This window comes from Methanobrevibacter sp. (assembly GCF_030539555.1).
GTDB lineage: Archaea > Methanobacteriota > Methanobacteria > Methanobacteriales > Methanobacteriaceae > Methanocatella.
The window spans coordinates 1-12946 of record NZ_JAUNXX010000014.1 but is presented as its reverse complement, the minus strand read 5'-3'; the positions used below and the strand labels follow the sequence as shown (position 1 = coordinate 12946).

Annotated in this window: 12 protein-coding genes; 6 read left to right on the top strand and 6 right to left on the bottom strand. The window is 34.1% G+C overall.

Annotation, left to right across the window (positions count from 1 at the left end; genetic code table 11):
- Positions 1-53: 53 nt before the first annotated feature.
- On the bottom strand, positions 54-317 hold the full coding sequence (locus Q4Q55_RS04560; protein ID WP_303371640.1) for a zinc ribbon domain-containing protein: 264 nt from the start codon (positions 315-317) through the stop codon (positions 54-56).
- Positions 318-574: 257 nt separating this feature from the next.
- On the opposite strand from Q4Q55_RS04560, the gene Q4Q55_RS04555 reads away from it, so the two are divergent.
- From Q4Q55_RS04555 to Q4Q55_RS04530, 6 genes are all read left to right on the top strand, one after another.
- Complete coding sequence (locus tag Q4Q55_RS04555; protein ID WP_303371639.1) at positions 575-862, top strand: hypothetical protein; 288 nt, start codon at positions 575-577, stop codon at positions 860-862.
- A gap of 1 nt (position 863) precedes the next feature.
- A complete protein-coding gene (locus Q4Q55_RS04550) occupies positions 864-1145 on the top strand; it encodes a hypothetical protein (RefSeq protein ID WP_303371638.1) in 282 nt (93 codons plus the stop codon).
- 654 nt (positions 1146-1799) lie between these two features.
- Positions 1800-3326, top strand: coding sequence for a cobyric acid synthase CobQ (cobQ, locus tag Q4Q55_RS04545; protein ID WP_303371637.1), 1527 nt, complete (start codon positions 1800-1802; stop codon positions 3324-3326).
- A gap of 1 nt (position 3327) precedes the next feature.
- On the top strand, positions 3328-3897 hold the full coding sequence (locus tag Q4Q55_RS04540; RefSeq protein WP_303371636.1) for a DUF6434 domain-containing protein: 570 nt from the start codon (positions 3328-3330) through the stop codon (positions 3895-3897).
- 66 nt (positions 3898-3963) lie between these two features.
- Entirely contained in the window at positions 3964-4206 is a 243-nt protein-coding gene (locus tag Q4Q55_RS04535; protein ID WP_303371635.1) for a hypothetical protein, read from the top strand.
- A gap of 125 nt (positions 4207-4331) precedes the next feature.
- Entirely contained in the window at positions 4332-4781 is a 450-nt protein-coding gene (locus Q4Q55_RS04530) for a hypothetical protein (protein ID WP_303371634.1), read from the top strand.
- A gap of 70 nt (positions 4782-4851) precedes the next feature.
- Here the strand turns inward: Q4Q55_RS04530 and Q4Q55_RS04525 are convergent, their stop codons facing one another.
- From Q4Q55_RS04525 to Q4Q55_RS04505, 5 genes are all read right to left on the bottom strand, one after another.
- Complete coding sequence (locus Q4Q55_RS04525) at positions 4852-7494, bottom strand: PEP/pyruvate-binding domain-containing protein (RefSeq protein WP_303371633.1); 2643 nt, start codon at positions 7492-7494, stop codon at positions 4852-4854.
- Between the two features lie 268 nt (positions 7495-7762).
- Positions 7763-9100, bottom strand: a complete 1338-nt coding sequence (glnA, locus tag Q4Q55_RS04520; protein WP_303371632.1) for a type I glutamate--ammonia ligase — start codon at positions 9098-9100, stop codon at positions 7763-7765.
- A 312-nt stretch (positions 9101-9412) separates the two neighbouring features.
- The gene (locus Q4Q55_RS04515) at positions 9413-9991 is read right to left on the bottom strand and encodes a flavin reductase family protein (protein WP_303371631.1); all 579 of its coding nucleotides are present in this window, start codon (positions 9989-9991) and stop codon (positions 9413-9415) included.
- A gap of 8 nt (positions 9992-9999) precedes the next feature.
- A complete protein-coding gene (locus Q4Q55_RS04510; protein WP_303371630.1) occupies positions 10000-10545 on the bottom strand; it encodes a flavodoxin family protein in 546 nt (181 codons plus the stop codon).
- Positions 10546-10811: 266 nt separating this feature from the next.
- Positions 10812-12946, bottom strand: a 2135-nt coding sequence (locus tag Q4Q55_RS04505; RefSeq protein ID WP_303371629.1) for an Ig-like domain-containing protein, incomplete at its 5' end; no start/stop codon positions are given.

Below are 12946 nucleotides of genomic sequence, written 5' to 3'. Positions count from 1 at the left end.
TCGGGAAAGTAGAATTAAAAAGCAGATATTGTGAAAAAAAGAAATGTGGATGATTATTTCATCCAGCGTTTTAGTTTTGGAAACATTTCTTCAGACATTTTTCTTGCTTCCTCTTCACTCATGCCTGTGGCTTCAGCGGTTTTTGGAACACAGAAATCTATCATTTCTTCCATGGTAATGTCACTGGTAAACTCTCCATTTTGGTAGCAGTATTTACAGTAGTCTTGGCTTGCAGATCCGTCTTTTTCGCTTCCAAAATCATCATCACCCATAGGCATTGCGCAGGATTGACAAAATTTCATATTTTCATAGTTCATTAAAAACACCTCAGAAATATATTCTGCATGAGAATATATAAAGTTTAAGTGAGCATTTGGTAACAAAAAAAGATAGGCTTAAATTAACATTAACCGCTACATCTTGTTTTATGAGATTAATTTTTAGAATGTAGTTATGTTATCTTAAATACGATTTGGAGTATTTTTTTGGATTAATATGATAAGAACATTTATTCCCCTGATTTATTTAGAATAATTAATATACTAAATCTTTCAAAAATATTAATGGTGATAAATTGTTAGAAGAATTTTTACCTTTCATAGGATTAATTATATTTGGGAACATTGAAAACCTTATTTTAGCATCACAAGGTGTTGTTCAAGGTGTAAACCCTAAAATTTTAGGTGGATTGAGTATTATTGCAGTAACTATCTGGTTGATAATCGGAACTGTAGCTACAGAAGTTGCAATACAATATGCGAATTACATCACATTTATTGGTGGACTTGCAATATTCATATTAGGTATTCAATCTGTCTCCGGAGCTGTAAAAAACCTTAGAGCTACTAAAGGGGGAGAATAATATGGTGGATTTAAAAGCTTATGCTCCTTTTTCAGGATTACTTATTTTTGGAAACATTGAAAACTTAATTCTAGCATCTCAGGGTGCGGTCGCACATGTAGATCCATATACATTAGGAGGATTAAGTTTAGTTGCAGTAATATTTTGGTTATTACTTGGAACTTATGGAACAAAAGTAGCTATCAAATATGCTGACTACATCGAAATTTTCGGTGGCGTAGCTATTATCATTTTAGGTGTTCAGTCAATGATTGAAGCTATGGGAGTAACTCTTTTCCCATAATCCTTATTTTTTTATATTTAAATGCAAGAATACATCTTCTTAACTCCAGGATGAATCGCAAGCTTTGATATACTATTTAAATGCGTGTTTTTAACTGTTGTTTATAACTGATTTTAAAAAAAAGAATAAAATCTGAAAAGCGACTTCTAAAATCTGTTTAAACGAATGAATGCAGGAATAATTCAGAACAGAAAAAATAAAATAATATGTTGAAATCATTATTGAAAACAACATGCAAAATTCAACCAAAACCAATACGAATATTTTTTAGTTTCATATCAAATTTTATAAAAATCAATAAAGAATATTAATTGATACTGAAAATTAAAATTATCTTTTAACATCCAATAAAATAGATAAATTATTGATAAAAAGTAATAAATATATATAAGAATTTATAATAATTAATATTACAAGAATATATCGAATGATAAATTTTTGTTAATCAAATTTGACTGATGTATTAAACATTATTATCTCAATATAGAATATTTTTTATAATCAGACGTATTAAAACCCCCTGATAAATTAAATAACAAATTGTGAAAGTAATGGTCCAAAAATGCATCTTTCAAATAAGATTAAAAAAATCAAGTGGTTTTTTCTTTTTTTAAATTTAAAATTATTTATAACATTAACTCAATATATTTCTACATGACAAAATGTATTATGGTTCAAGGAACATCGTCAAATGCTGGAAAAAGTATGCTTGTAGCTGCATTATGCAGGATATATAAAAACAGAGGATATAAAGTGGCCCCTTTCAAATCCCAAAACATGTCTTTAAATTCATACACCACAAAAGAAAACGGTGAAATCGGAATAGCCCAGATGTTACAGGCCCAGGCAGCAATGATTGAACCAAGCATACACATGAATCCTGTTCTACTCAAACCAAAAGGGGATTTTACATCAAATGTCATCATCCAGGGAAAATCCATTGGAGACATGAACTTCTACGATTACCAGCACAAGTACCATGACACAGCATTCAATGCCATAAAAGAAAGTTTCCGGATTTTATCTGAAGAATACGAGATAATAATCATTGAAGGAGCAGGCTCTCCAGCTGAAATCAATATGCGAGACCAGGACATAGCCAACATGGAAATTGCCCATTTGGCTGACGCAAATGTGATTCTAATAGCCGACATTGAAATGGGAGGGGTCTTTGCGGCAATTGCGGGAACATATGTACTGCTTGACGATTATGACAGATCCCGTCTAAAGGCAACTGTAATCAATAAATTCAGAGGCAATCTTGATATCCTAAAGCCCGGACTTGACAGGATTGAAGAAATTACCGGAGAACCAGTATTGGGAGTTTTGCCATATGACGAAACATTGAAACTCCCGGAAGAAGATTCCGCTTCACTGACAACCCATGAATTCGCCGAAAACAAGGACATCACCATAGGAGTCATTCGCCTTCCGAAAATAGCAAACTTTACAGATATCGATCCTTTTGAATACGAGGACGATGTGGCCCTCAAGATGATCGGCGTTAATGATGACATTGGAGATGTTGACGCAATCATAATACCTGGAACACGCAACTCCACAGAGGACATGTTCGCTTTGCGCGAAAGCGGTCTTGCAGACAAGATTATTGGAAAATCATCTGAAATTCCAATTGTCGGAATATGTGGAGGCCTGCAGATACTGGGAAACATAATTCATGATGAAGACAAACGTGAATCCAAACATGGAACCATTGAAGGTTTAGGATTACTTGACATTGAATCCAACTTCTCAAGAGCCGGAAAAATCGTTACACAATCAACCGCAACAGTTCCAGAAAATCTGAAAGGTATTGCAGGTGAAATATTCGCAAACATTGTTGGTGAAGAAGTGAACGGTTATGAGATACACGAAGGAACCAGCGAGTTAATGTCTTCTTCCGCACTGTTAAACATCACAAAAGGCCAGGGAAATAACGAAGACGGCAAAATTGATGGAGCCTCAAATGGAAATGTCTTTGCAACTTACTTCCACGGAATATTCCACAATTACAACTTCAGAAGAGAATTTTTAAACTACATACGAGTTAAAAAAGGCCTGAAAGCCAAATACGATGAAGATCCATACGAAACTCAAAAAGATTACTCCCTAAATAGATTGGCAGAAATAGTGGAAGAAAACCTTGATATGGAAATCATTGACAAATTACTTTTTGATTGAAATGACAAGACCGGATTTAACCCGCAATCTAACCAGCGAAGAATTCAAAGAGTACTACTTTTTAAAAGAGGAACTGAAAGATTTTTTAAGAGCGAATGGACTTAAGGTTAGCGGATCAAAAAATGAATTGGAAGATAGGATTATTCACTTTCTGGATACCGGTGAAACTTCAATGCCTCAGAAAGCCAATACCATTATTAAAAATAGCTCCATTGAAGAAATCACACTTGATTCAAAAATCGGCGAAAATTTCAGATGCAGTGAAGACAAACGGGAATTTTTCAAAAAAGAAATTGGAAAAAGCTTCAAATTTAAAGTTAAATTTCAAAAATGGTTGAAAGCAAATCCCGATAAAACATACAAAGACGCAATCAGTGCATATTTTGAAATTCAAAACTCAAAAGAGAAAAGTGAAATTGACAAACAGTTCCAATACAATCAATACATCAGAGATTTTTTTGAAAATAACCGTGACAAAACATTGGATGATGCAATCAGATGTTGGAAATACAAAAAAGGCATCAAGGGACATAACAGATATGAGGATATAGATTTGAAAATCCTGAAATAAAACCGTATTATTTAAAAGCATTAACCAACATAATTAATTATATCAAAATATTTGGAGATTATTTATATGATTGTAAATGTAAAAGCAACTAATAAAAAATCTGGTGAAGTAATTTCATTTGCATTAGAAGGCGATGCAGATGCAGGATTTACCTACGAAGGAACTCACATGCAAGAAGTGGCTGACAACAAAATCAGAGAAGTTAACAACGGTTTAATTTTATTAGGCTCACCACTCTACACCATCAAATCCGGTGAAAGTGAAACTATTGAAAACATGACCTTTGTTACTGAAATTACAGCAGAATAATTCTGCAATTCTTTTTTTATTTTTTTAATATTAAACCTTGTTGAGTATCGAAAAACCTGATTTTAAAACTTATTTTTTTAACATCCCCCCCAACATATGAAAAATCAGATGCCTTGGTGAGTAATATGGATAAGAAATGGACAGTTATAATTGTTATGCTGCTGGTTGCATTTGTACTTATTGTTGCATACATCGATGACAATCCAAATGCAATAAATAACACCGGCGAAACCATGTCATTCAATGTTTCTTCAGGCCCGTCTGAATTGAGTGAAAGCATCAAGAATATCAAAACATTAAATTACTACAAAGGATATGATGCTGAAACTGTAAAATGGATGGAAAGCTTGGGAAACAAGAAAGTCTTTAGAGGAGAAGACAGCATTGTTATAATGAGCAGTTTTGATGCTGGAAAAATTCCTTCAGAACCAGGCATAACCGACGTGTACATTTATGATTATTTTACTGCAGAAGTAATTGAAAATCACGATTTGGGCAATGGACTTCCAAGCGTGTACCATGTAAAAAATGTTAAATTCACGAACCGGGAAATAGTTGGAAACGGATTAGCATAACAAGTTTAAAAAAAAAATATCTCCGAAAAAAAAGAGAGAATTAAGATTGAAACTTTTGATTATGCTTCACTTACTTGAAAATGCACATTGTTTCATCTTTATTCATATCATGGTAAAATTCCGCATTATCCCCATCAAAGTCTATAACCTGTATCATGGAATATATCTCATCATTCAAATCGGGATTTATATCTTTCAGGATATTAGGATAACCGTAAATCATGTCCCTGTTGAATTCTATTTTTTTGTCGTTTTCAAATATTGCACCATAATATATCTCCGCTTCAACCAGATCCTGGAACATATGGCTTCCGAAAGACAATTCAGGCATATAACCGACTTCACTGTAGGACTCCTCAAGAATTGCTGAAAAATGACTTATATCAGCAAATACCACTGGAATACCTAATTCCGGAGAAGATGTACCAATTCTTCCGGGTACTATTAAAATGGAAGTTTTATCATTGTTTTTACAATATGCATTCACATCACTGATTATCCGAGATATTGAACTTTTCTGAGCATATGGATATTCATAATATTTATGCGGATGAACATAACAGATCGTATCTATCTTATTCATCCGTGACATGCCCATAGAAGATTCTTTAATATGGAAGAAAACATTTTTATCTTCAGGCATTTCAATGGCTTCATTATTAGTTGAGACTTGAAGAGGTCTGCATTGCAATAAGTTTATATTAAACGATCCGTCCTCACCGAAATTAACCGTATATTCTATATCAACGGAATAATCATATGCAGTTTCCAACGTATTTAAAATTTCTTTCATCTCATCAATGAATTCCTGATTTTTTACAATTCCCTCACAATTAACAAACACTATCTCACGGCGTTTGCCACGTTCACGAAACAGTCGCTCTGCCTCATGGTCATGTTCGACTAAAACCCTTTTGGCATATCTTGGAATAACGTCCAAACCTTCATCAACAGGAATATCATGAAGACATATGTTTTTTAAATCAATCACATCCAGATAATGCTGAGAGTACCTATGTTTCTCCTTTATATCCTTCATCATAGTCACTTCAGGCTTATCAAGATTAATGATTCTTGGATAATCTTTTTTTGTCCTGTCAACAGCTTTAGTACCCAGACCCATTACAAGCCTTAACATGCCTTTAGTATTGTCCATGTCCGGAAGTGGGGAATAGGGACTGTATGAAAATCCTACGCCGGCAGCAGTCGGGAACAGATAGTCACCATAATATGAACCGGAAACTCTTTGAACTAAAAGCGCCATTTGCTCATCAGTATCATCCAAGCCGTTTAATTCCCTATATTCCAAAGCAGAAATATTCATGGTACTTGCATATACTATCTTTACCGCATCTTCAAAAGCAGCTAAACGTTCTTCAAGGCTGCCCCTATTTACACAGAACACTGATTCGTATTTGCCTGCAAAAGCATTGCCGTATCCATCCTCAAGGAAACTGCTTGAGCGGACAATTATTGGGCTTTGTCCGAAATAATCCAATATACGTACGAATTCTTTTTTGATTTCATCTGAAAAAGTACCGTTTTTAAGGGCTTCCTCCAACTCTTTACCGTATTTATAGTAACCTTCTTTGGTTCTTTGATTAACCCGAATATCCCACAAATCATTCGAAACAATATAGGTATAAAACAGATCAGAACCTATATAAAACGAATCGTCGGGTTCGAAATTTGCATATATATCCGGACAGTTTTTTTCAATTATCTTTCTTGCAAGCAGCATTCCGCAGGTTTTACCGCCCACCAAACCACTGCCTACACGGCGGTCATAAATTGTGGTATAATCCTCAAAAGTAAAGTATTCCCTGATTTTAGAAAGCATCTTCTCATCTTTCGTCATCATTATCTCACAAAGTTTGTCACACTCATCATCGACATTTTCACCTTCATCATGCCTCATTCTAAGCTGAAGCATGTATCTCTCCCAGCTGTCCAAAGTTTGTCCATTAGGATATTTATCTGAAGCATTGATTGTCCTGTAATATTTGCTTACTTCCTGACCATCCTGCAAAACTTTAACGAAACCTGTTTTAGCGTTGAATTGATGTCCCAAAAACATGGTTTGGGAATACCTGTTCCACACTTTCAATGGAGAAACATAAACCTCTTCAGGAGAATTTGAGTATACATTCAGGAATAATTGTGTAGTTTCACGAATTTTGGCTATGGCATCATAGGAATGTCTTCCACGAATAATCGGAAAATATGCTACAGTATCCAGTTTAAATAAAAATGGACAAGTAACCTTAAAGAAATTGCCCATCATCAAGTCAGTTGACCAAACTGCCTGAAGGTCACTTAAACAGTCAAAAACATAGAATGCGTCAAATCCCTCTTTTTCTATAATCCTGTGAACTTCCAAAGTGAATGTTTCAAACTGGTTATATGGATTTACAAGATATATTTTAATCCCGTCACGCTCTATCATGCAAAACTCAGTTTCAGAATTATTCTGTTCGATTTCAAGCAATCTGAAATCTTCCTCAGTCATTTCTATTAACGGAGGATGATTGGCAAATCGAATATATATCAAATTCCTGTTATCCTCTTTTGCCTGCTTTACATAAGGGTCTACAAAGTAAGAAAATTCATTCAAATCCGTAACATTCCATACTACATTATCCCCCAAACGAATATTATCCAAAGCTTTATCAAGCCCAGGAATCCCTGATTTAATCCTATCGAATGCTGCCATTACAATTTCTCCCAATATTCTATTAATTTTTTAAAAATCCCATTTCTCATGGAATACAATTTAGGTCACAACTTATAACAATCATGTAATGCCCTTTTGTGAAGCTATTGAAAAAGTTTCATTGCTTTCCAGCCCAAGGGCAGTTATCCTTTGAATATGCTCATCATCATTTTAAGTTTCACGATAGCTCCAAAAAATTTAAAATTGATTGGCAACCAATTTAATAACTTGATTAAATTTGACCACCAATACATTCGAATTTGAATGATTATACATTCAAATACTCATCTCTTTCATAATCGAATACCTGTATTCTGTAAGCATCCCATTCAGCTCTTTTAATGTTGTAGAATTGATTGAATACTTTTTCTCCAATAGCATTTTTAACTACATCATCATGTTCCAATGAATGATATGCTTCCCATAAGCTTGTCGGTAAATTATTAATTCCCCTTTCAGCAATTTCATCTTCAGAAAGTGCGAATAAGTTTTCTTCAGTTGGTTCACCGGGGTCAATTTTATTATCCATACCGTCCAAACCTGCTTCAAGCAATGCTGCAAATGCCAGATAAGGATTACATGATGGGTCAGCTGATCGGCATTCGATTCTTGTACCCAATCCGCGAGATGCTGGAATTCTTAATAATGTTGACCTATTCTTGAAACCATAAGCTATGTAGCATGGTGCTTCGTAGCCCGGCACTAAACGTTTATATGAGTTTACGGTTGGAGATAAAATGGCTGATAAAGCTTGTGCGTGTTTTAATAATCCTCCAATGAAGTATAATGCCTCTTGAGATATTTGGGTTTCGGTATTTGGGTCATAGAAAATGTTTTTTCCATCTTTGAATAAACTCTGGTTACAATGCATTCCACTACCATTAATTCCCAAGAATGGTTTTGGCATGAATGTTGCCTTAAATCCTAAGTTATTAACTAATGCTTTAACAGCTTCTTTGAATGTTATAACAGCATCTGCTGTTTTTAAAGCATCTGCATATTTAAAATCGACTTCATGTTGACCTGCTGCTACTTCATGGTGGCTTACTTCAACATTGAAATCCAATTTTTCCAGACCCAATACAATTTCTCTTCTAATGTCAGTACCCTGGTCCAATGGTTCCACGTCAAAGTATTCAGCTTCATCTGCAGGGACATAATTTCCGTTTTCATCTTTTTTTATGATGAAAAATTCAGGTTCCGGACCCATGTTAAATTGATATCCTCTTTTTTCTGCAAGTTGTAATGATTTTTTAAGTACTCCTCTTGGATCTCCATCATAGGGTTTGCCTTCGGTTGTGAAAATATCACATATGAATCTGCTGGTACCCTGTACTTCAGGTCTCCATGGGATTGTTGAGAAAGTGTCAATATCAGGTTTTGCAAGTAAATCACTATCATTTATTGAAGCCAATCCTGCTATTGATGAACCATCAAATAATAATCCATCATTTACAATATCTTCAACATCATCGGCTTTTTTAAGCGGCACTGCCATACTTTTCGGCAATCCATGTATGTCTGAAAGTTCCAATTTCAAAAATTTTATATCATTTGCTTCGATTGTTTTTATTATTTGGTCTAATTTACTATCTTTTGCTGACATTTTTTCACATCTCTTTGAGTTATTACCACCAGTCGAATTACATGAAGTGGAAAAAACACTTTTGATTAAATGAATTTAATTAAATATCTAACCGGAAGGAAACTTCCTTCCGACTAATAATATATTCGTATCAATATATAAATGTTTTGAATATATTAAAAATTTGAACTAAAATCAAAGTAATTTTTTCCTAATCCCATAATTGTTTAAAAATTAAACTGAAAATTAAGTTAACAGAATCAAAAAAAAGAATAATATTAAGAAAAAGAGTATCCTACCCGTATTTAATGATTAGGATTTCCAAAATCAGGATTATTTTTTGAACTTTAATCCGCACTTATGGGAATCTTCAATTTTTTCACCCAATCGGTAGTAATCATGACCCCCATCATCATAAGCCAGAGGATCGAGTTTTGTCAGGTCTATCTTATTTTTTTCATCCAATATCTCTTCATCAGCCTGAATGTTAACGACTTCACCTGTAAGTTGTGTGTGGCTTCCAACTTCATCAACATGCATCAGCCTGCATTCGGCAGACACTTTAAACTCGTTGATGATTGGAGCATTTACCATTTCAGCTTTTTTGTAGGTGAAATTGACATCTTCTATCTTATTCGTATCATATCCTGATGCAATACCCATGTAATCAGCTTCAATAACTTGTTCAGCACTAGGATATCCTATGCAAAACTCTTTAGAATATAGAATGCTTTTCAATGTTTTTCTTTTAAGGGTTGTGTTGATGGCTATCATTACTGCCGGAGGGTGGTGGGAGCACATTGTAGCAAAAGCCAAAGTACAGCAGTCAGCATTTCCATCCTCATCAAATGCCGATGCAACAACAGCCGGGGACGGATACATTATTGAACGTGGCTTTAGATTTGCTTTCATATAATCACTTAAAATTTTTGACCGATTTCATAAGCTTTTCTTAAATCATCCTCAGCCTTATCAGCATCCCCAATGAATTTGACTCCTGCAACTTCCAGTGTTTCGATATATTCAAGTTCTGTATTGTTTAAAAATGGCTGAGCTTCAGTGAGCTTAATGTAAGGTTCATAGATATCTTTATCTGGATAGGCATGTGTAAATATCATGGCAGCTTTTCCATTGAATTTTTTATCAGGATTGTTGAAAATGGAGTAGAATCTGTCCACAATTGTCTTTGCCTGCGCTGTCATCTGGCCGAAGTAGATAGGGGAGGCTAAAATAACACCAGCACCTTCTGCAAGTTGATTGATGATTTCTGCACCGTCATCATCATATCTGCAGTCTTTTCCTTTAGCACAAATTTCACACCCACTGCATGGACTGATATCCAGTTTTTCCAAATAGTATTTAATAACTTCATGACCGTTATCTTCTGCGCCTTTAATCATTTCATCCAAAACACGATTAGTATTTCCTTTCTTTCTTGGACTTGCCTGTAAAGCTAAAATCTTCATATTTACTACCTCACAGTTAATTAATGAATTTGAAATATTTATAATTTACTGGCCAGTACAACAAAATAAAAGGCAATATATCAACACCATTACAAGTATCAAAATAAACAAAATAATGGTCAATAATTAGACTAACAAATGTGAAAAATAATGATTAAATCAAAGATAAATTTAATTAAATTAAATGCCTGAATAAAAATAGAATATTTTAATTATGTAATCTACCATGAAAAAAAGAAAAATTTGAGGAATGATAAATTCCTCACTTATTTTTTAATTTTTATAGTTTTCTTGACTATATCCTTACCGTAGGTTACTTTGTATACGTATTTTTTGCCAACTTTAAGTTTATTGAGAACATTCTTTTTGATTGTGAATGTTGCTATGCCTTTTTTGTTGGTTTTTGCTTTATATGTTTTGCCATTGAATTTCAAAGTTATTTTTTTGCCCTTTTGCACTTTTTTAGCAACTGTTTTTAATTTAACTTTGATTTTCAAGAATTTGGCTGATTTTTTAGCATTGAGGTTTTTGGCAACAACAATACTATTAACTTTAACCTTTTTAGATACTTTTATATCTTTATAAAGCATTGCAATAGTATATTTAGTTTTCTTAGGTTTTACCTTAGGTAATTTAAGAGTTGCATAACCTTTGGAGTCAGTTAAACGTTTGTATGTTTTTCCGTTGAATTTGAAAGTTACATACTGTTTAACAACAGCTTTACCGTTGATTGTTAAGCGTACTTTGTATTTATACACTTGGGTATAGCGTATGCTAATGTTTTTAGCTACAAATTTAGGTTTTGGAATCTTTACAGTAGTATTTTTCATCAAGGAATTGTACTTATCATCACCGGAATAGGTGACATTTACTTTAAAAGTTCCATATGTCAAACTAGGCACACTGACAATTGCAGTACCATTTTCAACAGAAGCATAGTAATCTACACCTTTAATTCTTAATACAACATAACCTTTAGCATCGTCAGGTAAAGTTATATTGAACTTAGGTGATTTAGAACCAACAGCAAGAGTAACATTAATAGCAGTACTATTTTCCGGAACATCCATTTTAACATTCACAGTAGAAGTCTTACTGAGTGATCCGTATTTACTATCACCTGAGTATTTAACTTCAACAGTATGATTACCAACAACCAATTCAGGCACAGTCACTTTAGCACTACCATTGACTACAGAAGCATTTGAAACCTCCTTACCATCAACTAAAACGGATACATTACCGGTAGCATCGCCAGGTAACTTAACATCAATTACAGAACCTTTTCCTTCAGTAATATCAGGAATTGTAATATCAATGTCAGGTTTTTCAAGGCTGATGATTGTGAAGTCATATGAAGTTACATTTGTATTAAATTCGGAATCACCCATATAAGTAGCAACTACAGTGTAATTTCCATCTTTCAATACATATTCAAAGACTGCTTTACCTTCTATTACATCAACATATAATGAATACTCTTCAGTACCAGTTACTTCAAATTTAACGATACCTGTAGCTTTAGAATCAACTTCAGCAGTGACTGTAACCTTGTTTTCATTTTTGACAATATCCACATCCAATGAAATAGTAGAGTTTTTCTTAGCAACATCCACAACAGTAAATGCAACTTTAGTATTGTTCATATTGTAGTTGTCGTCACCAAGGTAAGCTACCTCAACAAAGTAACTGTTTGCAGGCAATACAGTTGTTAGTGTTGCGACACCATCTTCTACTTCAATATTAGCAACAGTACCTCCAACGGTCAGTTTTACAAAACCAGTAGCGTTTTCATCAACATTCACAGTTATTGTAACCCTGTTTCCAATCACATCAGCACGGGCACTAATAGGAGTGTCCTTCTTAATATGACCCATAATAGTGAAATCGCCATTAGTAATGTTGGTATTAAACCTGCTGTCTCCCATATATGTTGCAATTACTGTGTAATCACCAGTCTCAAGAACATCCTCAAGAATAGCTACACCGTTAACAACATCAGAGTATACCACATAGTCTTCTTCACCGGATACCTGGAATTTGACAAGACCGGTTGCCTCACCACTAACCATAACAGTCATTCCAACATAGTTTTCATCAGTCACAATATCCAATGAGATTGGAGTGTTTTCCTTACCCGGCTCTTCTATTGTGAAATCACATTTAGTGTAATTCATGTTATAGTTTTCATCACCAAGATAAATTATATCAAGGCTGTAGCTTCCGTAAGCTAATGAAGTTGTTAAAGTTCCAATTCCGTCTTCCAATGCAATGTTGAATACATTATCACCAAATAGAAGTTGAACAAATCCGGTAGCGTTTTCATCAACTTCAACAGTCAATGTGACTCTGTTTCCATTAGTAGTAACATTTGCTGTGATTGGTGTATCTTTCAGCACAT

Coding starts and splice junctions, on each gene's coding strand:
- Q4Q55_RS04550 (WP_303371638.1), top strand. CDS start 864: ATGGTGGATTTAAAAGCTTATGCTCCTTTTTCAGGATTACTTATTTTT.
- Q4Q55_RS04515 (WP_303371631.1), bottom strand. CDS start 9,991: ATGAAAGCAAATCTAAAGCCACGTTCAATAATGTATCCGTCCCCGGCT.
- glnA (WP_303371632.1), bottom strand. CDS start 9,100: ATGTCAGCAAAAGATAGTAAATTAGACCAAATAATAAAAACAATCGAA.
- Q4Q55_RS04535 (WP_303371635.1), top strand. CDS start 3,964: ATGATTGTAAATGTAAAAGCAACTAATAAAAAATCTGGTGAAGTAATT.
- Q4Q55_RS04530 (WP_303371634.1), top strand. CDS start 4,332: ATGGATAAGAAATGGACAGTTATAATTGTTATGCTGCTGGTTGCATTT.
- Q4Q55_RS04540 (WP_303371636.1), top strand. CDS start 3,328: ATGACAAGACCGGATTTAACCCGCAATCTAACCAGCGAAGAATTCAAA.
- cobQ (WP_303371637.1), top strand. CDS start 1,800: ATGACAAAATGTATTATGGTTCAAGGAACATCGTCAAATGCTGGAAAA.
- Q4Q55_RS04560 (WP_303371640.1), bottom strand. CDS start 317: ATGAACTATGAAAATATGAAATTTTGTCAATCCTGCGCAATGCCTATG.
- Q4Q55_RS04525 (WP_303371633.1), bottom strand. CDS start 7,494: ATGGCAGCATTCGATAGGATTAAATCAGGGATTCCTGGGCTTGATAAA.
- Q4Q55_RS04510 (WP_303371630.1), bottom strand. CDS start 10,545: ATGAAGATTTTAGCTTTACAGGCAAGTCCAAGAAAGAAAGGAAATACT.